Origin of the sequence: Mesorhizobium sp. M7A.F.Ca.US.011.01.1.1, assembly GCF_003998295.1 — a bacterium.
Taxonomy (GTDB): domain Bacteria; phylum Pseudomonadota; class Alphaproteobacteria; order Rhizobiales; family Rhizobiaceae; genus Mesorhizobium.
Map to the genome: position 1 here is coordinate 457,091 of NZ_RZRT01000001.1, position 24,154 is coordinate 481,244.

The 24,154-nt window shown below is 62.5% G+C and carries 24 protein-coding genes and 1 pseudogene; 8 read left to right on the forward strand and 17 right to left on the reverse strand.

The features are described 5' to 3' along the window. Positions 1 to 11: 11 nt before the first annotated feature. Complete coding sequence (locus EOA13_RS02335) at positions 12 to 773, reverse strand: SOS response-associated peptidase (RefSeq protein WP_127289335.1); 762 nt, start codon at positions 771 to 773, stop codon at positions 12 to 14. A 127-nt stretch (positions 774 to 900) separates the two neighbouring features. On the opposite strand from EOA13_RS02335, the gene EOA13_RS02340 reads away from it, so the two are divergent. The 4 genes from EOA13_RS02340 to EOA13_RS02355 all read left to right on the forward strand — a co-directional run bounded on the left by EOA13_RS02340 (position 901) and on the right by EOA13_RS02355 (position 3,267). Then, positions 901 to 1,335 carry an NUDIX hydrolase gene (locus tag EOA13_RS02340; RefSeq protein WP_127289337.1) on the forward strand — a complete coding sequence of 145 codons (435 nt, stop codon included), beginning with the start codon at positions 901 to 903 and terminating at the stop codon, positions 1,333 to 1,335. 82 nt (positions 1,336 to 1,417) lie between these two features. Continuing rightward, the gene (locus EOA13_RS02345) at positions 1,418 to 1,795 is read left to right on the forward strand and encodes a TIGR02301 family protein (RefSeq protein WP_013532565.1); all 378 of its coding nucleotides are present in this window, start codon (positions 1,418 to 1,420) and stop codon (positions 1,793 to 1,795) included. 355 nt (positions 1,796 to 2,150) lie between these two features. Continuing rightward, positions 2,151 to 2,408 (forward strand): hypothetical protein, encoded by a 258-nt coding sequence (locus EOA13_RS02350; protein WP_008874920.1) that lies wholly within the window; start codon positions 2,151 to 2,153, stop codon positions 2,406 to 2,408. Positions 2,409 to 2,478: 70 nt separating this feature from the next. Further along, the gene (locus EOA13_RS02355; RefSeq protein WP_164779946.1) at positions 2,479 to 3,267 is read left to right on the forward strand and encodes a hypothetical protein; all 789 of its coding nucleotides are present in this window, start codon (positions 2,479 to 2,481) and stop codon (positions 3,265 to 3,267) included. 35 nt (positions 3,268 to 3,302) lie between these two features. Here EOA13_RS02355 and EOA13_RS02360 read toward each other — a convergent pair whose 3' ends face one another. Continuing rightward, on the reverse strand, positions 3,303 to 4,634 hold the full coding sequence (locus EOA13_RS02360) for a dihydroorotase (RefSeq protein ID WP_164779947.1): 1,332 nt from the start codon (positions 4,632 to 4,634) through the stop codon (positions 3,303 to 3,305). 75 nt (positions 4,635 to 4,709) lie between these two features. Here EOA13_RS02360 and EOA13_RS02365 point away from each other — a divergent pair, with 75 nt between their 5' ends. From EOA13_RS02365 to EOA13_RS02375, 3 genes are all read left to right on the forward strand, one after another. Then, entirely contained in the window at positions 4,710 to 5,570 is an 861-nt protein-coding gene (locus EOA13_RS02365; protein ID WP_127289341.1) for a folate-binding protein YgfZ, read from the forward strand. Beyond that, positions 5,570 to 6,202, forward strand: coding sequence for an HD family hydrolase (locus EOA13_RS02370; protein WP_127289343.1), 633 nt, complete (start codon positions 5,570 to 5,572; stop codon positions 6,200 to 6,202). The genes EOA13_RS02365 and EOA13_RS02370 overlap by 1 nt, the downstream gene beginning before the upstream one ends. 63 nt (positions 6,203 to 6,265) lie before the next feature. Next, entirely contained in the window at positions 6,266 to 8,407 is a 2,142-nt protein-coding gene (locus EOA13_RS02375) for an EAL domain-containing protein (protein WP_127289345.1), read from the forward strand. A 12-nt stretch (positions 8,408 to 8,419) separates the two neighbouring features. Here the strand turns inward: EOA13_RS02375 and EOA13_RS02380 are convergent, their stop codons facing one another. Beyond that, the gene (locus EOA13_RS02380) at positions 8,420 to 9,310 is read right to left on the reverse strand and encodes a fatty acid desaturase family protein (RefSeq protein ID WP_127289347.1); all 891 of its coding nucleotides are present in this window, start codon (positions 9,308 to 9,310) and stop codon (positions 8,420 to 8,422) included. Positions 9,311 to 9,421: 111 nt separating this feature from the next. Here EOA13_RS02380 and EOA13_RS02385 point away from each other — a divergent pair, with 111 nt between their 5' ends. Then, a complete protein-coding gene (locus tag EOA13_RS02385; RefSeq protein ID WP_127289349.1) occupies positions 9,422 to 10,333 on the forward strand; it encodes a LysR substrate-binding domain-containing protein in 912 nt (303 codons plus the stop codon). A gap of 18 nt (positions 10,334 to 10,351) precedes the next feature. Here EOA13_RS02385 and EOA13_RS02390 read toward each other — a convergent pair whose 3' ends face one another. The 14 genes and pseudogenes from EOA13_RS02390 to lepB form a co-directional block, all read right to left on the reverse strand. Further along, positions 10,352 to 10,624: a DUF3303 family protein gene (locus tag EOA13_RS02390; protein WP_127268533.1), complete on the reverse strand. Its 273-nt coding sequence runs from the start codon at positions 10,622 to 10,624 to the stop codon at positions 10,352 to 10,354. Between the two features lie 18 nt (positions 10,625 to 10,642). Next, positions 10,643 to 12,106: a RimK family protein gene (locus EOA13_RS02395; RefSeq protein ID WP_127289351.1), complete on the reverse strand. Its 1,464-nt coding sequence runs from the start codon at positions 12,104 to 12,106 to the stop codon at positions 10,643 to 10,645. After that, a complete protein-coding gene (locus tag EOA13_RS02400; protein ID WP_127257394.1) occupies positions 12,106 to 13,209 on the reverse strand; it encodes a peptidase C39 family protein in 1,104 nt (367 codons plus the stop codon). The genes EOA13_RS02395 and EOA13_RS02400 overlap by 1 nt, the downstream gene beginning before the upstream one ends. Before the next feature lie 310 nt (positions 13,210 to 13,519). After that, positions 13,520 to 14,311, reverse strand: coding sequence for an anti-sigma factor (locus EOA13_RS02405; RefSeq protein WP_127289353.1), 792 nt, complete (start codon positions 14,309 to 14,311; stop codon positions 13,520 to 13,522). Beyond that, a complete protein-coding gene (locus EOA13_RS02410; RefSeq protein WP_023812879.1) occupies positions 14,308 to 14,826 on the reverse strand; it encodes an RNA polymerase sigma factor in 519 nt (172 codons plus the stop codon). Before EOA13_RS02410 ends, EOA13_RS02405 begins: the two co-directional genes overlap by 4 nt. Positions 14,827 to 15,065: 239 nt before the next feature. Then, positions 15,066 to 15,308 carry a type II toxin-antitoxin system VapB family antitoxin gene (locus EOA13_RS02415; protein ID WP_127289355.1) on the reverse strand — a complete coding sequence of 81 codons (243 nt, stop codon included), beginning with the start codon at positions 15,306 to 15,308 and terminating at the stop codon, positions 15,066 to 15,068. Between the two features lie 62 nt (positions 15,309 to 15,370). After that, positions 15,371 to 18,118: a DUF2339 domain-containing protein gene (locus EOA13_RS02420; RefSeq protein ID WP_127289357.1), complete on the reverse strand. Its 2,748-nt coding sequence runs from the start codon at positions 18,116 to 18,118 to the stop codon at positions 15,371 to 15,373. A 112-nt stretch (positions 18,119 to 18,230) separates the two neighbouring features. Then, complete coding sequence (locus tag EOA13_RS02425; RefSeq protein ID WP_127289359.1) at positions 18,231 to 18,749, reverse strand: PaaI family thioesterase; 519 nt, start codon at positions 18,747 to 18,749, stop codon at positions 18,231 to 18,233. Beyond that, positions 18,746 to 19,522: a DNA repair protein RecO gene (gene recO, locus EOA13_RS02430; RefSeq protein WP_127289361.1), complete on the reverse strand. Its 777-nt coding sequence runs from the start codon at positions 19,520 to 19,522 to the stop codon at positions 18,746 to 18,748. Before recO ends, EOA13_RS02425 begins: the two co-directional genes overlap by 4 nt. 132 nt (positions 19,523 to 19,654) lie before the next feature. Beyond that, a complete protein-coding gene (locus tag EOA13_RS02435) occupies positions 19,655 to 20,791 on the reverse strand; it encodes a porin (protein ID WP_127289363.1) in 1,137 nt (378 codons plus the stop codon). A gap of 625 nt (positions 20,792 to 21,416) precedes the next feature. Then, positions 21,417 to 21,506: pseudogene (locus tag EOA13_RS37830) on the reverse strand (aminoglycoside phosphotransferase); the annotation flags it as partial. A gap of 201 nt (positions 21,507 to 21,707) precedes the next feature. Beyond that, positions 21,708 to 22,631 (reverse strand): GTPase Era, encoded by a 924-nt coding sequence (gene era / locus EOA13_RS02445; protein WP_127289365.1) that lies wholly within the window; start codon positions 22,629 to 22,631, stop codon positions 21,708 to 21,710. Next, positions 22,628 to 23,380, reverse strand: coding sequence for a ribonuclease III (gene rnc, locus EOA13_RS02450; protein WP_127289433.1), 753 nt, complete (start codon positions 23,378 to 23,380; stop codon positions 22,628 to 22,630). Before rnc ends, era begins: the two co-directional genes overlap by 4 nt. Continuing rightward, the gene (gene lepB, locus EOA13_RS02455) at positions 23,380 to 24,129 is read right to left on the reverse strand and encodes a signal peptidase I (protein ID WP_013532585.1); all 750 of its coding nucleotides are present in this window, start codon (positions 24,127 to 24,129) and stop codon (positions 23,380 to 23,382) included. Before lepB ends, rnc begins: the two co-directional genes overlap by 1 nt. Positions 24,130 to 24,154: the final 25 nt, after the last annotated feature.

Here is a 24,154-nt window from a genome sequence, read left to right on the forward strand (position 1 = left end):
GAACAGTTCAACTAGAACAACGTCATCTGATTGTCGTCCGCGCCGGGCTTCTGGCGCTTGACCTTTTCGGGCTCCGGTCCGATCTCGCCCCGCTCCTGAATCTCCGGTCCGGTGTTGGCGACCTTGTTGACCAGGTCGGAGACGGGAATGGCCTCGAAGAAATCGAGTTGAGCCGGCCGCAACAGATCGGCGACATCACGCGGTTCGAGCGTGCGGCAATCCAGCCAACGGGCGAAATCCCTGGGGTCGATCACCACAGGCATGCGGTCGTGGATATGCGCGATGTCGGCATTGGCGTTGATGGTCAGGATGGCGCCGGTGTCCATTTCCGAACCGCCCGGCTCGGCATAGGTCTCGATCAGTCCGGCGAAGGCGACCAGCCCGCCACGCCTTGGGCGTATCCAGTAAGGCTGGCCTTTCTTGCCGCCGGTTTGCCGCCATTCATAAAAGCCGGACGCCGGCACCAAGGCGCGGCGATGGCGCATGGCGGCCTTGAACGACGCCTTTTCGGCAGCCCCTTCGGAGCGCGCGTTGAACAGCAGCGGAAACTCGCCTGTGTCCTTCACCCAGGTCGGGATCAGCCCCCAGCGCACCAGCATTGGCTGCCGGTCCGGCAGATTGGAGCCCGGCGCCCGCAGGGGGCCGGCGACCGCCATCAGGATCGGCTGGGTCGGGGCGATGTTGTAGCGCGCCGGGAAATCCTCCAGTTCCGCCAAGCCTAGCAACGCGGCAGTCTGGTCCGGCGTCGCGGTCAAGGCAAAACGTCCGCACATGGTCGATTGGCGTCCTTCGAATGGTTCAGCTTGAAAGTGGCGATGCAACCGGCGTTGCGCAACCGCTAAAGCTTGCCCATGCTGGGCGATCCACAACAGACCTGCCTACACGCCTGATCGGGAACCCATGAACGAAGCGCGCAAAACACTTCCGGCAGTCTCGGTCGCCGTCGTGCGGGCAGACACCGTGCTTCTGGTCAAGCGAGCCCGGCAACCCTCGCAAGGGCTCTATGCCTTTCCGGGTGGCAAGGTCGAAGCCGGTGAGACGCTGGAACAGGCCGCGGTCCGCGAACTGTTGGAAGAGACCGGCTTGCGGGCCACCGATTACCGCCCGCTGCGGGAAATCCACATCGACGGCAGGGATGACAGCCACCCGGTCGATTATCTCCTCACGGTCTTCGGCGCCGCCTATGCCGGCGGCGAGGCGGTGGCCAGCGACGATGCAGAGACGGCGGCCTTCTATACGCTCAGTGAGATGGCGGCATTGCCGCTCGCCGGCTCGGTGTTCGCCGTGGCCGAGGACTTGTTGGACCCGGACGGAGACGACGGGCCGAAGCCCTGAAACCGCCTTGCAGGCGACAAATTGTTTCGCCACAAAGACTTATCCTGTTTGGCAGAGCCACGCCGTTGGTTAGAGAAGGCTTATGAACCGTCCGTCCATGCTCCTCGCCGTGTGTCTTGCGGTCGGTGCGACCGTTTCGATACGGCCCGCGCTCAGCGCCGAATCGCCGTTCGAGCCTGGGTTGATGCGGCTGGCGGAGGTTCTGGGCTCGCTGCATTTCCTGCGCAATCTGTGCGGCGAGAAGGGCGACCAGTGGCGTGTCGAGATGACAAAACTGCTCGATTCGGAAAATCCGGACGCCGAGCGGCGCGCCCGCTTCATTGCCAGCTTCAATCGCGGCTACCGCTCCTTCGGCGGCACCTATACGAGGTGCACGCCCTCGGCGACCGAAGCCATCAGCCGCTACATGAAGGAAGGCGAGACGCTGTCTCGCGATATCGCCTCGCGTTACGGCAACTAGGCACTCGCTCATCAACAACTATCCGGATCATTGCTGGGCACAGCCGATATATCGGCTTGTGCCAGGCGATATCTTGGTGCAATCCTCATGTTGCACTTCTGCAACAGTATTAACGAAACCTTACCGCGCGAAAGCGGAATTAACTCAAACTGAAGGTTTTCGCCCCGCAGGCCGCCCCAATCGGCTAAGTTTGACTCGAGCTGAACGCAGCTTCGCACAAGGCAATCGGGCTTTGTAAAAGACGATCAAAAAAATGTCGTATTTACAAACACTTAATTGCCCCTGCGTGTGAAATGAACAGATCAGGCCTGATCCACATCGATGGATCGCAGCTTGAAAGGGTGGACATTCGCTTATGGAACATGGTGTCAACGACATCGACGCGCTGGTCAGGGAAGAAAAACGCCTGACCGCCGTGGAAAGCCACAGCGAGGCCTGGGCGGAAGGTCTCTCCGCCGGGATAGAGCCCGAGATCATTGCCGAAGCAGCGCTCGAAACAGCCTTCGGCGAGATGTTGCGTGCCAATGGCGAGACCTCGGCCCTTGCCCTGCTCGACCGTATGCGTGAAAAGGTGATTGCTGGCGCCTTCGAACCTGAACGGCTGCGGCACTGAACCGACCTCCGGTTCTTTGACGGCAACATGCCGCTCGGGCGTCATGCCCGGAAGCAGGGAGAAACGGGCAGTGAGTTTTTCGATGTCAGGCAAGCCGTGTGGCTTGATCCTTCGCATCTCCTTCGCCGCTTGCTGTGCCGCGATTCCCCTGCTTGTGTGTCTCGCGAGCAGCCCCGTGTATGCGCTGAGCGAAATCAAGCGCGAAGAGCTCCCCCCGACAGTCACGCCGCCGGCCGACGACGACATGTCGCCCCCCGGAAGCGCCGTGCCAATGCCCAACCCGGTCGGAACACCGCCGCCGGCCGGCCAGCCGACTGCTCCTGCCGAAGCCGAGCCGGACAGTCCGGCGGATGGCGGCGTGACCAGACCGCGCGTCGATCCGGAAACGCCGGTGCCTGAGGTCGTCTACGATCTCGGCAAGCTGCCGGAACCGGTGCGGCGCATGCACGATCTGATCGTCGAAGCCTGCGAGGGCGGCGATATCGAAAAGCTGCGGCCGTTGATCGGCACGGGCGAGAGCATGACACAGATATCGCTGACCGACATAGACGGCGACGCCATCGCCTTCCTCAAGGGCCTCTCCGGAGACCCAGACGGCCAGGAGATTCTGGCCATCCTGGAGGAGGTGCTTAATGCCGGCTACGTCCACCTCGATGCCGGCACGCCACAAGAACTCTATGTGTGGCCGTATTTCTTCGCCCTGCCGCTGGACAAGCTGGACGCCAAGCAGCGGGTCGAGCTCTTCAAGATCGTCACCGCCGGCGATTTCAATGATATGAAGCAGTTCGGCGCCTATATCTTCTACCGTGTCGGCATCACGCCTGCCGGACAGTGGTCGTTCTTCGTCGCCGGGGATTGAGCTTTCTGCCTCTGCCCTTGCAGAGATCCGGGAGCCTAGACGGGCAATGCCTCGGAAAACTCCACCGCTTTGCCTTGGCCTGGCGTGACGATTTCGCCCTCCCACATGACACGTCGGCCTCGAATGACGGTGCCGACCGGCCAACCCGTCACTTCCCTGCCATCATAAGGCGTCCAGCCGGCTTTCGAGCCGGCCTGCGCATTGGTGATCATCTCGCGCCGCATCATGTCTACGATGGTGAGGTCGGCGTCGTAGCCGGCAGCGATGCGGCCCTTTCTCGCCATGCCGAAGATGCGTTGCGGGCCGTGGCTCGAGAGGTCGACAAAGCGCTGCAAGGTCAGCCGGCCGGCATTGACGTGGTCGAGCATGATCGGCACCAGCGTCTGCACGCCGGTCATTCCCGACGGTGAGGCCGGATACGGCTTGGCCTTCTCGGCCAGCGTGTGCGGCGCATGGTCGGAGCCGAGCACGTCGACGACGCCTTGCGCAATGCCGTGCCAGACGCCGTCGCGATGGCGGGCGGCGCGCACCGGCGGGTTCATCTGGATCCGCGTGCCAAGCCGTGCATAGTCGTCGGCGCTCAGCGTCAAATGATGCGGCGTTGCCTCGCAGGTCGCGACATCCTTGTGTTGTTCGAGGAACACAATCTCCTCGGCCGTCGAGATGTGCAGGACATGAATGCGGGCGCGAACGCTGCGCGCGATGCGTACAAGCCGTTCGGTACAGCGTAAGGCGGCGATCTCGTCGCGCCAGACAGGGTGCGATGCCGGGTCGCCCTCGATGCGCTCGCCAAGACGCTCGCGCAGCCGGAATTCGTCTTCCGAATGAAAGGCTGCACGGCGGCGCGTGTTTCTCAGGATCGAGGCGACACCTTCGTCGTCCTCGACCAGCAGATCGCCGGTGGACGAGCCCATGAAAACCTTGATCCCGGCCGCGCCCGGCAATCGCTCAAGCTCGCCGACATCCCCGGCGTTTTCGCGGGTGCCGCCGACCCAGAAGGCAAAATCGCAATGCATGCGATCCGTGCCGCGCCGAACCTTGTCGGCAAGCGCTGCCTCGCTGGTGGTCAAAGGATTGGTGTTGGGCATCTCGAACACGGTGGTAACGCCGCCAAGCACGGCCGCGCGCGAACCCGTTTCCAAATCTTCCTTGTGCTCCAATCCCGGCTCACGAAAGTGCACCTGGCTGTCGATGACGCCCGGCAGGATATGCAGGCCGCGGCAATCGATCGTCTCGCCCGCCGAGGCCTGGCGGAGATCGCCGATGGCGGCGATGCGCCCGCCCTTCACGCCGATGTCGCGAGCCCCTTCGCCGTCGTGGTTGACCACGGTGCCGCCTGTCAGGATGAGGTCGTAGATCATGGCCATGCTCTCTTGCGGGGGGAGTGCCAGCGGCTTACGTAAAGGCCGACCGTTTTGCAAGATCAGGTTGCTTTTCCGCCCATGCCCTTTGCCCAGCTCAAAGACCGCGCCCTCATTTCCGTATCAGGTCCGGATGCCGAGCATTTTTTGCAAAACATCGTGACCACCGATCTCGACATCCTGGCTCCCGGCGAAGCCAAGCCCGGTGCGCTGCTGACGCCGCAAGGCAAGATCCTGTTCGATTTCCTGATCTCGCGCACCGGCGAGAATGCATTCCGGCTCGAATGCCGTGCCGACATAGCGGACGATTTCATACGCCGGCTGACGCTCTACAAACTGCGCGCCAAGGTCGAGATTGCCAAATCCGATCAGGCATTTGTCACCGTCGCATGGGGACATGAATCAACACCCTCACAATCTGATTCAACGGCAGCCGCCGACACACGCTTTCCGAAGGGTGCCGTCACGCGTTCCTATGGCGAAACAGATGAGCGCAGCGATCTTGCCGCGTGGCAAGCCTTCCGCATTGCCGGCGGCATTGCCGAAAGCGGCAGCGACTACCAACTCGGAGACGCCTTCCCCCACGACGTGCTGCTGGACGAAACCGGTGGCGTCGGCTTCAAGAAGGGCTGCTATGTCGGCCAGGAGGTCGTCTCGCGCATGCAGCATCGCGGCACGGCCAGGCGGCGTGTGCTGATTGTATCGGCCGACGGGCCCCTGCCCGCGCCGGGCACCGAGCTAACCGTTGCAGGCCGGCCGGTTGGCACGCTCGGCTCGACCACCGGCACGACCGGTCTGGCCATTGCACGCATCGACCGGGTCAAGGCGGCGCTCGACGCCGGCCAGCCGATCATGGCCGGTGACGCCACCGTTTCACTCGCCATCCCGGTCTGGGCAAAATTCGCCTTCCCGCAGGAAGCCGTCAGCGCGGAGGAGGCCTGATGGCTGCCGACCGCGTCGGCGCGCCGGCACGCGCGTGGCAGCGCATGCTGTCGGGCCGCCGGCTCGACCTGCTCGATCCCTCGCCGCTCGACATCGAGATTTCAGACATTGCGCATGGGCTCGCCCGCGTTGCCCGCTGGAACGGCCAGACCAGCGGTGAGCATGCCTTTTCGGTCGCCCAGCACTCGCTGCTGGTCGAAGCGCTGTTCCGCGACCTGGTACCCGAGGCTTCGGCCGACGCCCGGCTGGCGGCTCTTCTGCACGACGCCCCCGAATATGTCATCGGCGACATGATCTCACCGTTCAAATCGGTAATGGGCGGCAGCTACAAGGATTGTGAGTTGCGGCTGCAGCGCGCCATCCATCTGCGCTTCTCGCTGCCGGAACCGGGTGCTGCGCTGCGCAAGGAGATCAAGCGCGCCGACCAGATCGCCGCCTATTTCGAGGCAACGCTGCTCGCCGGCTTTTCGACCGCCGAGGCGACCGAGTTCTTCGGCCGTCCGCGCGGCTTCAATGCCGACCGCTTCGATTTCACGCCACGCTCGGTGACCTGGGCGCAAAATGCGTTCCTGAAGCGGTTTTCCGCGATCGAGACATCGCGACACCAGGTTTCGGCGACCGCAATCGACTAAAAACGCTAAATTAACCGGCGGCGGCCACAATAGCGCGTTCGATCACGGTCCGCAGGCGCGCTCATGCCCGTCGCTGATGCCAAGGATGGTTCGACCAACCCGAAACGGGAGGCCGAAGGCATGGACCGCTCCCGCCACATGGAAAACGAACTGCGCGAGCAGAACCAACGCTTTTCGGCTGCGGTCGAGAACATGTCGCACGGCCTGTGCATGTTCGACGCCGACGAGCGGATGATCATCTGCAACGGCAACTACCTGAACATCTTTTGCCTCGAAGCCAGCATCATAAGGCCCGGCATCCGGTTCCTCGACATTCTGCGCCACAGCGTCGATATCGGCATCGCCTCGCAAACCGCCGACGAACTCTACGCTATCCGCAAGCCCTATATCGATCAGGCAAAGCCCTCGACCTACGAAGAAACACTGTCGGACGGCCGCATCGTCAGCATCTCGCACCGCCCTCTGGCTCTGGGCGGCTGGGTCTCGATCTATGAGGACATCACCGAGCAGCGCCGCGCGCAAGAGGATCTCAAGGAGCAGCACCGCCGCTTCGACGCAGCGCTCGCCAATATGTCGCAAGGCCTGCTGATGTATGACGCCGACGGCAAGATGATCGTGCGCAACGGGCGTTTCCTAGAACTCTACAACGTCACCGCGGCGGACTTCCCGCTTGGAACGACGCACCGCGACGCGCTCGAACGATTGCTGGAACTCGGCATCTATACGAAGATCGATGTCGACAGCGAAGTCGCCAAGACCGAAGCCTGCCTGGTGGCGAAAAAAATGCATTCGGCCTATCGGCATCTTACAGACGGCAGGACGGTTCTGGTCACCCGCCAGCCGATGAACGGCGGCGGTTGGGTGGCGACCTTTGACGATGTTACGGAGCGCCGCCGTACCGAAGAGCGCATGACCCATCTTGCGCATCACGACATGCTGACCGGACTGCCCAACCGCTCGATGTTTCGCGAACGGCTCGACATTGCGCTGGAGGACACGGCGGCCACGCCGCTCGCGATCTTCTCGCTCGATCTCGATCGCTTCAAGGCGGTCAACGACACTTGGGGACATCCGGCCGGCGACTGGCTGCTGAAGAGCGTGGCCGAGCGGCTGCAGCGCTGCCTTCATAATGAAAACGACGTCGTTGCCCGCTTCGGTGGTGACGAATTCGTCATCATCCAGTGCAATTTCAAGGGCATTGCCAATGCTGAAAAACTCGCGAAGCGCATCATCGAGACAATCGGAAAACCGTTCCGCGACAAGAGCCGCGAGATGCATATCGGCATCAGCCTGGGCATAGCGGTTTTCCCCGACGACGGTGGAGATGCCGACACGCTGCTGAGGAACGCCGATACGGCGCTTTACCGGGCGAAGAGCGAAGGGCGCAATCAGTATCGGTTCTTCGAACCCGGAATGGACGCTATGGTACAGGCACGGCGTGCGCTGGAGATCGACCTCGAGACCGCGCTGCCGCGCCAGGAATTCGACCTCGACTTCCAGCCCATCATGAACATCGCATCCGGGGAGATCGTCGGCGCGGAAGCCTTGATGCGCTGGCATTCGCCGACACGCGGCACGGTGGCGCCGGACAGCTTCATTCCGGTCGCCGAAGACACTGGATTGATCGTGCCGCTTGGCGAATGGGCGCTGAGGAAAGCTTGCACGGCGGCGGCCGACTGGCCCGCCGGCCTGCGCGTCGCGGTCAATGTCTCGGCCGTGCAACTTAAAAGCGGCAGCTTCGCCCGCAGCGTCATCTCGGCGCTGGCTTTCTCCGGCGTGCCAGCCGATCGGTTGGAGCTTGAAATCACCGAAACCGTGCTGATGGACGAAAGCGAGGCGGTGTTAAGGACGCTGCGGCAGTTGCGCGAACTCGGCATCCGCATCGCGCTGGACGATTTCGGCACCGGCTATTCCTCGCTCGGCTACCTCAGGCGTTTTCCCGTCGACAAGATCAAGATCGATCGTTCGTTCATCCACGACCTGGGCAATCGTGACGCCGCGGCGATCGTTCGCACCGTTATCGGGCTGGGCGCCGAGCTTGGCATCACTGTCACCGCCGAGGGGGTCGAGACCGAGGTGCAACTCGACATCCTGCGCGGCAATGGCTGTACCGAGGCGCAGGGCTATCTGATCGGCGTGCCGTCAACGGCCGCCGAGATCCAGCGTCTGTTGAAATCCCGAGCGCTCCACAGCCAGACCGGCTGAGGCCGGCCATCGTCAACGCAGCGTGTCGATGTATTTGCCGTGGAAGCTGACATAGCCGGGCTCGACCACCTTGAGATGCCGCTCGATCAGCGCATGAAACCGCGGCAGTTGATGAAACGGCACGCCGGGATAGGCATGATGCTCGGCATGGAACGGCATGTTCCACGCCAGCCTGCGGACCAGCCAGTTGGTCAACGTGGTCCTGGTGTTCTCCAGCATGTTGGCGACGAACGGACAGCGACCATGTTCGGCCAGCAAATAGAGGCGCAGAAACGGCTGCCCCAACAGAGCGGGCAAGATCCAGACATAGACAAGCACCGAGAGCCGGAAATAGAGGGCCAGCAGAAGGACCACGGCATAAAAGGCAATCATGGCGCGTGCTTCGATGCGCACCTTGTCATAGCCCTTTGGCGGGACGTAGCTTTCGCGACCACGGTCCGCCGCGTTGGCATAAAGCGTCTTGAGGTGGCCCCACCATAACGGGATGCCGGATATGTGGACGAGGTATTGCCGCCATGTCTCCGGTTTCGGGAAGGCCAGTTCCGGGTCATTGTCGGGATCTTGGGTGTATCGATGGTGGGCGAAGTGGAAGTAGCGGAACCAGTCCGCCGGCAGTGCGATCGCCAGGCTGCACACCCGCGCCACGGCATCGTTCAGCCGCTGCGCCTCGAAAGCCGTACGATGAACCGTCTCGTGCAGCAGCGTGAACAGGAAGACGATGAGGATACCTTGCGGCAGCATCAGCAGTGGCCAGAACGGCACCTTGGCGGCGATCAGCGATCCGACGACCACGATCGCGCCCCAATGAGCAGCAAGCTGAACGAGGCCCGCGGCATCAGACTTGGCGGTCAGCCGGTTGCGCTCCTCCTGCGTCAACGATGAAATTACGTCACGATGATCCACGTGCTTCGATCCAGACTGGAGTTTGATGAACCCACTGTAGCCAATGAACAACCTTTCCAAAAACGACGATTTCTGCAATTTAGATAAGCTGAACTTATCTATTCGGTGATTATGGCCGTACCTCCCTCTCTCAAAGGACTTCAAGCTTTCGAGGCTGCGGCCCGTACAGGCAGCTTTGCCGCGGCGGCGGAAGAGCTTTCGGTATCGGCCGCCGCCGTCAGCCAGCTCATCCGCGCCGTCGAGGAGCAGATGGGCCGCAAGCTGTTCCACCGTGTCAACCGGCGCGTCGTCCTCACCGAGGCCGGCGTCGAGATGCTGCCCAGGCTGACCATGGCCTTCCAGGAGATCGGCAGCGTCTCGCGCGAACTGGGCGGCGATGCATTCCGCCCGCGCCTTGTGGTGTCGGTGCCGCCATCCATGGCCATGGGTTGGCTTTCGCAGCGTCTCGCTGGTTTTGTCTCAAGCCATGGCGCGGTCGACATATCGCTCAGAGGCGACGACGACCCGGTGCCGTTCGACCGTGAACTGATCGACATCAGGCTCTCCTATGGGCCGCATTATCGCGAGCACCCGACCGAGGATATCGTCCAGGACGCGGTCTATCCCGTGTGTGCACCCGGGCTCGCGGACACGATCAAACCCGACGGCCTCGCCAGCCTGCCGCTTATCCATACGGGCTGGGGACCGACCGGTGCGTCCTTCCCGTCCTGGCACAACTGGTTCGAGGCGGCCGGCATCGAGCCCGGCCGGGCAGCGCAGCGCGGCCTCTCGGCCAACTCATCGCGCGCGGCACTCGACCTTGCCATTTCGGGATTGGGCGTGGCGCTGGCGCAAGGAATCTACTGTGCCGCGGCGCTGGCAGACGGCCGACTTGTCAGGCCCCTCGCCCAGGCACTGGAGCTGCGCCAGCCCTATTGCCTGACGATCCCGGAGCGCGGCGCAAGGCGCGATGTCGTGGCGGCGTTTCGCCAGTGGCTGATCGACGAGTGCCGGCGCGCAGTCGGCTCGCCGGCACTGCGTTGACGTGACGTGCGGCGATGGTCAGAGGTGCCCGCTCAATGCCTCAGCCATGTCCTTGTTTGTCGCCACGGGGATGATCTCGAATTCCACCAGATCCGCCCATTCGATGACCCAACGCTGCAGCAGCGTGACGTCATCGGTCTCCACCAGCAGGAAGCAGCGGCTCATGTCCGCCGCGATCCAGCTGTGGTGCACGAGAAGCTCGTCAGGTTTCAGGCGGCCGCGGTCGCGAAAGCGGCGGTAGATCTCCTTGCGATCGCAGCCGGTGAAATCCTCGATGACGATGAACTGCATGTTCTACCCCCGATCAAATTACCGCCCCGGCCGGTCCAGCCGCTCCAGAAACCACTGCGTCAGCCGCACCCAGACCTCGTCCTTCTCGCCGGAATCCTCCCAGCCATGGTCGAGGTTGGGATTGTCGTTGACCTCTATGACGAAGACGCCGTCCTTGGTCTCCTTGAGATCGACTCCATAGAGCCCGTCGCCGATGCAGCGCGCCGCCTTCACTGCCGTCTCGACGACATGCGCCGGCGTCTCCTTCAGCGTGAAGGTCTTGATGCCGCCCTGGTCGGGCTTGCCGTTGGCCTTGTGGTTGACGATCTGCCAGTGCTTCTTGGCCATCAGATAATGCACGGCAAACAGCGGCTGGCCGCCGAGCACGCCGACGCGCCAGTCATACTCGGTCGGAATGAATTTTTGCGCGATCAGAAGGTCGGAATCCTCCAGCCATTCGGTAGCAAGCGTCTTCAGTTCCTCGAAATTGGCGCATTTCTTGACGCCGCGCGAGAACGACGAATCCGGGATCTTCAGCACCAGCGGAAAGCCCAGCGTCTGCGCCGCCAGTTCGAGATCCGAGGTGCCGGCGATCATCACCGTCGGCGGCACCGGGACCTTGTTGTAGGCCATCAGCTCGTTGAGATAGACCTTGTTGGTGCAGCGGATCATCGACAGCGGATCGTCGATGACCGGCATGCCTTCCTGCTGAGCGCGGCGGGCGAAACGATAGGTGTGGTTGGAGATCGAGGTGGTCTCGCGGATGAACAGCGCGTCGTAATTGGCGAGCTTGGCGAGGTCCCGCTTGGTGATCGGCTCGATTTCGACGCCCATCTTCTCGGCGATCTTGGCCCAATAGCGCAGCGACGATATCTCCGAGGGCGGCAATTCCTCATGCGGGTCGACCAGCGTGGCGAAGGTGTAGCGCGCCGGCGTGCGGCCCTTGGTGTCGCGCCATTCGCGGTTGGTGTAGGTCTCCAGGCACTGGATGAAGCTTTTTTCCTCGTCCTCGGTCATCCGCGCCAGCGGATGGAAACCGATCTTGCGGATCGAGGCCCATTCGGCGCTGTCCTTGATGTGGACTTCGAGCGCCGGCGCGCGGAACCAGTCGAACAGAAGTTTGGCGAAGCGGTCCCAGATTTTCGACGGGCCGATGCCGAAGAAAATGCAGACCTTTTGCGGAAAAACGCTGCCGAGGTCCTTGCGGCATTTGTTGAGCGCCAGCTCCAGTTCCGGCAGCGCGTGTTCATAGAGCTTGCGCTCCGAAAGGTCGATCATCGTTTCGACCGTCGGGATCACCTTGTGGCCGCGCGAGCTTGCCAGCAGCGACGCATAGTAGCCGCGGCTCTGGTAGGCGTAATTGTTCGACAGGTTGATGACCTTCGGCCGCTGGCCGCGAAACAGTGACGGATGCGCGAGATAGTCGCGATTGGTGATGATCTTGTGCGGTGTCGCCACCTGGTCGAGATCGCTCTGCCTGCCGGTAAGGATGACCCAGGTCATTATCTGTCACGCTTTCCCAGAGTGATGGCGGCACGCAGTCCATCGCGACCGAACTGCGCCATGTTCATGAAGATGCCGTAAGGCACGGGAATGTTGGCTGCATCAAGAATGGTCTCCTGCCTTTCATCCTCGACCCAAGGGTCGTGGATCAGGATATGGTCGCCGTCATCGCCGATCGCCAGCACCCAGTGCGGCACCTTCTTGCCGAACATCAGGAAGCCGCTGATCAGCACCAGCACCAGCTTTCCCCCAGCGATCGCAGCGCGAATATCGTCGATTGTGAATGCACGGTAATTCACCGGGATGCCGTAAAGTTCCGCGCGTCGGCGAAAGTCGACCTGGGCCAGTTCCATCACCCTGCGCTTGTCCTCACTGCGCACCGATTGCAGGAACAGCGCGCCATAAAAGGAAACGTAGATCTCCACCGCGAGCCCGCTTTCGTAGCCGGAGACAGCAAGGCCGAATGGCTCGCAACCACCGGGACCCGACATCATGAAGACGGTCGTCGCTTCACGCCACAGGCGGATTTCCATGACCGGATCCGGCACGAAGCCGCGATCGAAATTGGCCATCGCCATCATCAGGCAGCACGGGCCGCAGGTGAATTCGCAGGTCTGCGGGTAGAACGGAACCTTGGTGGCGATCGGAATGTCGCCACGCAAGGTCTTTTCGTAGCGAAGTGCCGTTTCGCCATCCTCATAGTAGCCGGGCTCGCGGCCGATCTTGCGATAACCGGCCCGTTCGTAGATGCGGATCGCGCGGCTGTTGTCCTCGCGAACTTCGAGGCGCAGCATCATGCGGTCGTGCTCGAAGGCGGCATCTTCGGCGGATCCGAGCAGCATGCGGCCGACACCCAGCCCGCCGAAAAACGGACTGGTCGCAATCGAGTAGAGGCGTGCCACGCCGCTGCCCTTGCGAAACAGCACGATCGCATAGCCGGCCACACGGCCATCGACTTCGGCGACCAGCGTCTCGGCGGTTTCACGCTCGATGAACAGGCGGAAGGAGCGGCGGGAAATACGGTCGCTTGAGAAAACAGCTTTCTCAATGGCGGCGAGATCATCGACGTCAGACGCGCGGGCCGTGCGGATCTCGGCAGGCATGCGGCTTCAGAAAACCTCGATTGGTGGTGGAAATGGCCCTACTCGAACACGTCCTTGACGCCAACCAGGGCGTTGGGAAAACCGGCGTCCGCCTGGGCGCACGAAGTCCGCTCCACCACCTTGAATCTTCGCCTCGTATTTCCAAAAACCGTTTCCGATTTTCGGGGCGATGCGACGGCATTCATCAAGCGCTATCGCACCTCGATTAGGGCCGAATTGTGACAAATCCGACGCCGGCCCGACGGGCGCAAAAGGTCCTTCGGCCGGATCAGCATTCTTGGATCGACGGCACCGGCAAAAGCGATGCCGTTCAGCTTGCCAGCCCGTTTACAAGTTGCGTGTAGGCGCTCCTCGCGACCTCGGCCAGCCGCTCGCGTGGCAAAGAGCCGACCACGGCGCAGCCATAGCCCTTGTCCAGCCAATAGACGGCCTCGGGTCCGTCTCGCGTGGCCGCGTAGGTGCCCCTGGCATTCTCCATCGATTCCGTGGTGACGAACAGCGATATACGCTGCCCATTGCCGTCCTCGTAAAGCAGCATGGCGGCCTTGCTCTCGCCTGCCGGCAACAGCCGGCCGCCGACCAGCTGGAATCCGTCGGCGGTCAGGTCCGGCGCCACCAGCTTCAGCCCTACCCGGTTGGACAGCCAGGTCTGCAGATGGTCCTTGTCGCTGGCCGGCACCTCGACGGCATGCCGCTTTTCGGCGGCATAGATGACATGGGCCGCGATTGCCTGCTCGGCCAGCCGATCCTCCGCCGGATCCTCCTGCCCGATGCCGTCGATGCCGGCAAAATAGCCACCAAGTCCGCCTACGACCAGAAGCACGGCAGCAGCAGCGGCAAGCCACCAGCGTGAGCGTGGCACAGCTGCCTTGACCGGCGTCTCGCCAAGCACGACCTTGCGCAACCGCGCAGGCACGGCTTCGTCCAGCACGCCGGCGAAGGCGGCACTGAGCGCCGCCCGGTCGGCGGTGAAACGGGCGCTCTTGGCCTTCATTTCGGGATTGGCGTCGAGCCAGGCATCGTAGGCCGCGCGCTCGTCGCTGGGCAGCTCGCCATCGAGCGTCATGTGGATGTCACGTTCGGAAAAGTCGCGGCGGATCATTTCTCGACGATCCTTATCGCGCGGCGGCGCGCCGTGTCGTCCAGCAGCCCGCGCAATTCCTCACGCCCGCGCGCAATGCGCGACATCAGCGTGCCCGCAGGCACGCCCAGAATGTTGGCGGCTTCGGCATAGGAAAAACCTTCGATGGCAACCATGACAAGGGCTGCGCGACGGTCGGGGCTGATCGCCTGCAATGCGTCGATGATCTCGCGCGAGGCAATGCTCTCCATCTGCTCGGCCGGCTGGGCAACGGCCTCGCCCGCCTCCAGCGGCAGCATCGCCGCCTCGCCGCGACGGTTCACCTTGCGCATCTGGTCGATGAACAAATGATGCATGATCGTAAACAGCCACCTCCGGGGGCTTTCTCCTGTCTGCCAATTGTCGAGCCGCACAAGCGCCCGCTCGAGGCAATCCTGGACAAGGTCGTCGGCAGCGTCGCGGTCGCGCAAAAGCGAGCGTGCGTAGCGGCGCAGGCGCGGTATTTCGCCAAGGATTGCTGCCTTCTTTTCGTCCATGACCGCTGTTTCTGGGGGTCGCCTTGTTGATCTCGATTGAACGCGCCTTCTCGGCGCGGCGCAAGCGGCCAGCGCGAAGCGGTCCGTCGCCCCGGTCACCCAAGCAATGAGATAACGCTGGCTGGTGCCGATTTATTCCCGACTATCGATCGTAGAAACTCCAGCTTATGTCATATCCGTCTGAAGAAAATCATAGAAGCGCGGAACTATGCAGCGGACCGCCGGCGCGCCGGCGAACATCAGTCTTCCCACGCCTCGTCCATGAACGCCTTCATGTCGAAGTTGGGATCGGACGGCCCCAGCGCAGCCGCCTGGGCCTGGAAAACGGCAATCCTCTCGCCCAGTGGCTTGCGGGCGCGGTTGCGCTCAAGCTTGTGCAGAAGCGCGATCCGCACCGCTTCAGTCTTGCTCGAGGCGTTGGTCTCGCGCTTCAGTTGGGTCGCGAGCGCGTCCACCTTGTCGTCGCGGATATAGAGCGGCATTTCGAATATCTCCCGTGGAATATTCAAATATTCCATTTTGAGTATTCCGACACTCCAAACCCTCAAGTCCCCTTCGCCGCCCGCGTCAGCAGCCGCTGATAAAACAGTCCGATGCCGATCAGCACCGCGCCGAGACCGATGAAGGACAGCGCCCTAAGCACGCCCTCCAACTCCGACATGTCGAAGATGAAGACTTTCAGCACGGCGATCGCGATCAGCGCGGCCGAGGCAATTCGCAGCACCTGCGACTTCAGCCAGACGCCGGCGGTGAGCAGCGCCACACCGATGACCAGCCAGAGCGCCGAGTAGGTGTAGGTTTCCAGCTGGCCGAGGCCGCTCCACAAGCCGATGAACTCGCCCTTGAACAGACGCCTCACCGAGAGCGTGGCATAGGCGAAGGCAAGCGCGGCAGCCACCACAGCCAACATCTGCGCATACCATTTCGGCCGCTTGTCCCTGGTGTAGAGCGCCAGTCCCCCGGCGGCCATCGCCGGCAGGAGATAGGCGAGGAACAACAGGTTGAACACCGGGATGCGGCCGGTCGATTCGTCGGTGAACAATGGGTTCAGCAAGACGAAATGCCTGACAACGATGAAGGCGACCGAGGCCACACCGGCGGCCATCGAACCATAGCGCAGCACCGAGCTTGGCGAGCGCATGTCGATGGCGACCAGGATGGCGCCGGCACCTATGGCGATCAGCGTGTAGATCGACTGTTCGGCGAGCGTCATGGCACCCGTGTCGATGACGCCGCCGTGCATGGCGTGGCGCACCAGCATGGCGAGCGTGAGCAGCGCAAACAGCGCCGCAGCCGCCTCCATGGCAAGGCGCGGCCGGCCATTCGTGGTGCGCGCAAGCTGCAAGGCTGCAATGCCGAAGGCCAGCGCCGGCACGCCGTAGCCGGGCAACAGCCAGTTGAAGACCGGTGTCCTCGAAAGGAACCCGGCGCCGGCAATGGTCGGGTCGAAAGCGATGCGGCCAAGCACCGCGATCACAGCGCCGACCGAAATCCAGCCGAGCACCGGATAGGCGCGCCAGCGCGTGGCCAGCGCCGGCACGATGGCCGCCGCACCGAGCAGGATGGTGGTCCAGCCGGAATCGAAAGCCATATGCATGAGCAGGAGCCCGGCGATGGCCGCGCCGCCCAGGGCAAACGACACCGCGACACCGCCCTTGAGCGGCGGCTCCTCGGCCCGCGCGATCCACTCGCCACCGGCGGCGAAAATGACGACCAGCAGTGCCGCCGCGGCGGCGTAAACAAAATCACGGTCGAGATTGCCGAAGGTGAACCAGAGCGCCAGCAGGATAACCAGCGACACGATGACACCCCATGCCGCCCATGAGGCCGCGCGGATCCGCGTTCCGGCGGCGAACCTGCGCGCGGCCCAAAAGCCGGCGCTGATGAAGATCAGGCCAAGCGCGATGCCGATGCGCAAGGTCAGCGCATTGGATGTTGCCACCGGCAGTCCATCGACGCCCAGCGCCCCGCCCGAAAAATCGGAAGCGATCGAGGTCGGCGGGATGATGCCGAGATAGATCAGCACCGTCGCCAGCCCGGCCGTATAGACCAGCGGCAGGGCCAAAGGGCGATAGAGCGCGACGGCCACCAGCGCGGCGAGGATCACGGCGCCCGGCAAGGCATCGCCGGCGGCGGCGAAGACCGGGTCGACCGACAGGCCCAGCGCCGAAAATGCGACGAACAGGCCAGGCACGATGGACGGCCAGTCGAAAACCCTGGCCGGCCCGGTTTCATCGCCACGGCGAGCGAGCCAGACAAGGGCGAGCACAGCCAGCGTGACGGCGTCGATGAACAGGATGGCGGAGAGGTTCGCCCCCGGCGCATCGGTCATGTAAAGGATGGTCCAGACACCGGTGCCGAAAAAGGCCGCCGCCATCAGCGCCTTCCAGTCACGCATGCGGGCGATGACGCCGGTGGCGGCGAGCACGATCGCGAGATAGCCGAACAGCGCCCAGGGACTGGGTGCCTGCGAGGCAACCAGCACCGGCGTCACCATGGCGCCGACGAGGCCGATGCCGGCCAGCGCCTGGCCATGGACAAGGGCTGCGGCGATCGTCGCCACGCCGATGGCGCCGAGCAACGTAAAGGCGAGTGCCGGGCCTATGAAGCCGTAAATGCCATGCGCGGCATAGACGGTGCCGAACAGGATGAAGGCACCGGCAGCAGTCAGGATCGCCGGGATATAAGCGCCGGCGGCCCCTTGCACCGGCACCTTGAAGCCGGTGCGGCGGATGAACTCGCCGCCGGCGACCAGCACCAGGCCGAGCACGCCGGCCATGGCCAGCCGCACGCCGGGACCGAAAATACCGGCTTCGATGGTGTAGCGGATCAGGAACAGACCGCCCAGCGCCAGGGCGATGCCGCCGACCCAGACCGCCCATCGGGTGCCGAGTGCCGTTTCGACATCGGACTGGCGGGCAACTTTCGCCGCTCCGGGAAGCTCCGCAGGTTCCACCGCCTTCGGTGCCGGTTCTGGAGCGGTCCACGGTCCGGAGACGATCTCGCCGGTCGAGTCTTCCGTGTCCGTGGCTGGCGCCTGCACGGTGACCGCTTCGCTTGCCTCAGGCGGGGCGATATCGGCCGCGGCCGCTGCGGCCGGAGCCATATCGGCGGGCACATTGTCGGCCGCCGTCTGTTCGGAAGATTTTGTCGCCGGTGGTAAGGCTCCCGAGAGAACAAGACTGCGCAGCGCGCCAAGTTCGCGCTCGACAAGGCCTATACGGCTCTGCTGGCGCGAAATGATGACGAACAGGGCGATGATGGCGACAAGGCCGATCAGGCTTTCAAACATGGCGGTTCCCCCAAACCAGGCCAGTTTTCACTGACATTCGTCGTACTGACATTCAAATGCGGCGGCCAAGCGGCCAGAAAATCCAAGCTCGGAAAACTCAATGCGCCGCCGGTCAACGCGCCGCCAGATTGGCGGCCGGAAAGATCGAACATGTTTCGGTGCCGAAAGCCAGCAGCTTGCCGCCGGCATCCTTCAACGTCGCTTCCGACACCGCCAACGTGCGGCCCTTGTGAACAACCCTGCCCTCGCACACCACCTCGCCGGTCTTCGGCGTGATGGGACGCGTCAAATTCACCTTGAACTCCGCCGTGGTATAGGCCTCGCCCTTTTCGAGCAGCGTCTGCACGGCACAGGCTAGTGCCGAATCGAGCAGCGTCGCCGCCCACCCGCCATGCACGCTGCCCAGCGGATTGAGATGGCGCTCGCTCGGCATGCCACGAAAGACAGCACGCCCTTCCGAGACTTCGGTGAGAGTGAAATTCAGCTGAAAGGAAATCGGCGGCGCCGGATACTTGCCGTCGACGATGCTCTGCAGCAATTCCAAACCGGTGTATTTCAGGATGTCGGCGTGCGGAATGGTGCCGAGGCCGAGCGGTGAGACCCGGCCGGGATAAAGTTCGACCTCGCTCATGTGATGATTTCTCTGGCTGCGTCCTCGCCAGCTATGGCCTTGCCGCGCGCGTGATGTTTGCGCAAGGCGGCGAGGAAGCCGGTACGAGCGTCCGGCGGCTCGATGCCGCGCGGCTCATAGACGTGGCGGGTGAAAAAGAAGCCTGTTAGCCGGAAGGCGTCCTCGACATCAGCCGCATCGGCGCGCAGGCCGAAGCCGCGCTGCAGGAAAGCCGGCAGAGCCAGCATCTTGTCGCGCCATGGCAAACCGGCTTCGCGCGATACCGCGCGTCCCGACTTCGGCGAGACATAGGCCAGGTCCTGTCGCGTGCCGGTGGCGGCGCATTGGCTGAGATCGAGGCCGAAGCCGAGTTCGTCCAACACCAGAAGCTCGAAACGCGCCACCAGTTCGCCGGCAATTTCGGCATCGTCGAGATGGACGATCATCACGGCAAGCGTTTCGTAGAGACCTTCATGCGCATCGCGCTCGGGCAGCAGGCGCAGATGCGCGGCCATGGTCTGCAAGCCGTAGACGGCGACGGCGCTGTCCATCAACCGGGCCGCGTTCATCTCGATCGCCTCGGCCTGGAACGTGCCGAGATGTTCATCAAGCCGCGCACGCCACAACAGGTCGACGCGATTGCCGGGCTGGAGCACGGGCTGCTGCTTGCGCGAGCGGCCGCCGCGAACAAGGCCGAGATGACGGCCATGCGCGCGCGTCAACACCTCGAGAATGGCGCTGGTTTCGCCATGCTTGCGGGTGCCGAGAATGATTCCCTCGTCGCGCCATTCCATTTCAGGAGCTTTTCACCGATCGGGTGGCGAAATCAAGGTATCGGCTTGGCCCCCGGGTAACTCTCATGCCAATGCATAAAAAACCGCCCGCAGCGATGTGCTGCGGGCGGGCTGGTGAGGTCAGTCGATCCGTTAGAAATTGCGCTGGAAGCGAACGATGCCGCCGACGCTGCTCTTCTTGTCGGCCTTGGTCCAGTTGTTGAAGTCGAGGTCGTCGAATTTTCCTGCATTGAGGTAATCGACTTCAGCCGTGATCGTGTAGCCGGGCACGATGGTGTAAGCTACGTTTGCGGCGACGCCGAGGTTCTTCCAGTCGTCATAGGAGATCTGGGCGTTGAACGAGGTCTTGTCGTTGAACTTGTAGGTGCCGCCGCCCCAGATCGCCCAGTTTCCGCCCCATGGCTTGTATTGGGTCCGGCCTGTGCCGAAGTCGTTGATGTTGTCGTTGGTGCCGTAGCCGCCCATGACGAACAGCGTCAGCTCCTTGCTGACGTTGACGTCCAAACGGACCTTGCCAGACACTTCCTCGTAGTTGCTGTCATAGGCGACGACGCCGGTGATCGCACCCCAGTCGCCCTTGTACTTCAAGCCGCCGACGACATGCGGAACGTAGCTGTCGATCGTGTTGACGGCGGTGCCTTCTTCGAGCGAGACCACGCCCGTAAAGCCGCTGCCAGCGTCGAAGTAGTAGCTGATGAGATTGGTATCCTTGACACCATACGGGATGAGCGTGTCCTGGATGACATTGCCGGCATAACCGATGAACTGGTCGTATACCGTTTCATCCTTACCGACGCGCAGGCCACCGAGCTGGATCCAGGCGAAGTTGAGGGTGGTGGCCTTGTTGCCGGCCTGCCAGCCGGTGCCGTCACCCGTATAGTCGCCGGAGGAGTTGCCGAACTGGAAGCGGGTCTCGGTGAAGGTCTTCAATGTGCCGAGCTCGGTTTCCTGGCCGGTATAAGTCCTCAGCGTGAAGCGCATGTTCTTGTAGTAGGTGTCGTTCCTATCGCCGTCCATGTGATCGGCAACGTTATTGGCGCCATCCAGCGCGCCGGAATCGCCGACGCCCATGTCATAGCGGAGGTAGCCGCCGATGCGCAGGCAGGTCTCGGTGCCCGGAATGTAGAAGTAACCGGCGCCGTAGACGTCGCAGATCTTGACGTATTCGGCCGGTTCCGGTTCGGCGACGACGACAGCGTCGGCGGCGCGTGCGCCGCTGACCGCGATCAGGGCCGCGGCTGAGCCGAGAAGGAGGCTCTTGATGTTCATTTTCTGACCTCTCCAGTCATAGTTATAAATGGCTTCGGATTTGTGGCTGGCGGCAATGTTTTCCCGCCTCACCCCCACAACGAAAAAGGCTCGCACCGCTCGCCCTTTTCAGCGGCGAACATACCCATCGATCATCTGCCTTCAATGACGATTTCCGAAATAATGCCAATTCTGTGAACAGATTAATGGTGTGTTGCACAAATAACACTTGCCATGATAGCGAATGGCACAACTGGCACAACGTCATATATTATATATATATACCGATACCTTCGCGCTAAATACAATTCTGACGTGCTATATTTCCAAAATGACCGCATAACGCGGAATATCTACCTGATTTACGCCGAAATATACCTGAATCTTGCCGCCCCCTTTATCGTCAGATGACGCCGATCCGCCAAACCCACTTTGATACCGAGGCGAAAAGCGGGATGACGCCTCCAAGCCTGTCTGCCTCTTCCAAAGCGATCGAAACTCCTGGAGCGCTGTCGCGTCGCTGATTGTGACAGCAGTCAACCGTTGAAAAACGATTCCTCGACGGGACTGGGTTCTGGTTGGCTAGAGCGGCCTATCGTTCGGCGCTTCACGCCCGCGCCCGTGATCAGCGCTTGCACATCATCGCTTCGTCGGCGGGAAGGCCGGCGCGGAACGCTTCCCGGCTTTTGCCCTCGAAAAGTGTCCAAGCAATTGCCAGATCACAGGCGGGATCGCCCTTGTCCACCTCATCTCGTCGCCAAGATAGAAGGCCTCAGCCGCCAATCTCGACCGGCCTGACCGCAAGATCACTCCTGCATGGCGGCCAGTCGGCTGACAAGCGCCGTGTCGATGTTCAGATTGCTGACCATGGACCTGGAGCGATTTATTTGAACTCTCCGAAAACCGGCTTGCCGCTGTCGCTACGCGGACCTTCGGTCTAGCGCGGAAACTCGAGCCCCATTTCGCGGTAGCGCTCGGGGTCGTCGCCCCAGTTCTCGCGCACCTTGACGAAAAGGAACAGGTGCACCTTCTGTTCGAGGATGCCTGCTATCTCCATGCGCGCCGCCTGGCCGATGGCGCGGATGGTCTCGCCCTTGTGGCCGAGAACGATCTTCTTCTGGCTGTCGCGCTCGACATAGATGGTCTGGTCGATGCGCACCGACCCATCCGGCTTCTCTTCCCATTTCTCGGTCTCAATATGCGAGGAATAGGGCAGTTCCTGATGCAGCCTTAGATACAGCTTCTCGCGCGTGATCTCGGCCGCGAGCTGGCGCATCGGCAGGTCCGAGATCTGGTCTTCCGGATAGTACCAGGGACCGACCGGCAGAGCCTCGGCCAGATAATCGAGCACGTCCTTGCAGCCGGAACCGGTCAACGCCGAAACCATGAAGGTGCGCTTGAACGGCACCCTTTCGTTGGCTGCCGCCGATAAGGCCAGCAGCGCCTCGTGCTTGACCCGGTCGACCTTGTTGAGGATCAGCACCATCGGCTGGCGCACATCCTTCAGCCGCTGAAGGATGGCGTCGGCGTCGCCCCTGATGCCACGTTCGGCGTCGATCAAAAGCAGAACGATATCGGCGTCCTTGGCGCCGCCCCAGGCGGTGGTCACCATCGCCGTGTCGAGCCTCCGCTTCGGCTTGAAGATGCCGGGCGTGTCGACGAAAACGATCTGCGCATTGTCATGCGTGGCGATGCCGCGCACGATGGCGCGGGTCGTCTGCACCTTGTGGGTGACGATCGACACCTTGGCACCGACCAATTGGTTGACCAAGGTCGACTTGCCCGCGTTGGGCGCGCCGATCAGCGCGACAAAGCCGGAATGCGTGGCGGCTGCGGTAGCCGGCTCTTCGGTGGCGGTCATGCCGCACTCCCTTCACTTGAGCGCGCGCGCTCCGATTTTTGGGCCGACGTGGTGGCCCAGACGCCTTCGCGCAAAAGAAATGCCGAAGCCGCCGCTTCTTCGGCAACCCTGCGGGAGCCGCCAGTACCGCTTATCGGCGCAAAGCCGCGGACCTGCAAGGACACGGTGAAGACGGGCTGGTGGTCCGGGCCTTCTCGCTTTTCGATCACATATTCAGGGCGCGCATCGCTGGTCTTGGCAATCCATTCCTGCAGATCGGATTTCGGATTGAGCGGCTTTGCGATCACCGTATGCGAGCGCGGTTCCCAGTAGCGCAGGACGAACCGCCGCGCGGCCTCGATGCCACCGTCGACGTAAACCGCCGCGATCAGCGCTTCGACCGCATCCGCGAGGTAGTTTCCGCCCGAGCCACGCGACCGCATCTTCAAGGCAGCATCGGCCCGGACCAGATCTTCGAGCTGCATTTCGATGCCGATTTCCGAGCATGTCCGCGCATCGACCAACGCATTGAAGCGCGGGGCGATTTCACCTTCCGGCGCATCGGGAAATTTCTCGAAAAGCATATCGGCGACGACAAGCCCGAGCACGCGGTCGCCAAGAAATTCAAGACGTTGGTTGTTGGTGGCCGCCTTGACCGCGCTGGAATGCGTCAGGGCGGTCTCGAGCAAACGGACATCCTTGAAGACGTGGCCGGTCTTGGCCTTCACCAAACCGGCCAGAGTTTCGCCTGTCGGACGCTTCAAAGCCATCAATTGACGAAGTGGAACAGGCGCGAAGCGCGCATCAGCGACGGCCATTTCCAGATTTCGAGAGGGCTCGCCTTGCCGGCGATCGAGAAGAAAACAAGATTGGCGCGGCCAACCAGATTTTCCGCGGGAACGTAGCCGACGGTGAAACGGCTGTCGGCGGAATTGTCCCGGTTGTCGCCCATCATGAAATAGTGGCCGGGCGGCACGTCGAATTCGCGGGTGTTGTCGCCGATCGAGTTCGAATTCAGGTCGAGCGTGTCGTAGCTGACGCCGTTGGGCAAGGTCTCACGATACACATCGATCGGGCGCGATTCCTCGGTGATGTCGGGATTGTCGATCTGGCCTGTTTTCACGCGCGGCACGCCGACGCCGTTGATGAACAGCTGGCCGTCCTTGACCTGGATCTTGTCACCCGGCAGGCCGACAACGCGCTTGATGTAGTCGACGGACGGATCAGGCGGGAACTTGAAAACCGCTACGTCGCCGCGCTTCGGCTCGGAGCCCCAGATGCGGCCTGAAAAAATATCGGGTCCGAAAGGCAGCGAGTAGCGCGAATAGCCGTAGGACCATTTGGTGACGAACAGATAGTCGCCTTCCAAAAGCGTCGGCCGCATCGATCCCGACGGGATCGAAAAAGGCTGGAACAGCAGCGTGCGGATGACCAGGGCGAGCAAAAGCGCCTGGACGATGACGCTGACGGTCTCGCCAAGCCCGCCGGATTTCTTCTCGGATTTTTCAGCCACGCTCATGTCGTCCTCGATTGTGCGTTGGATG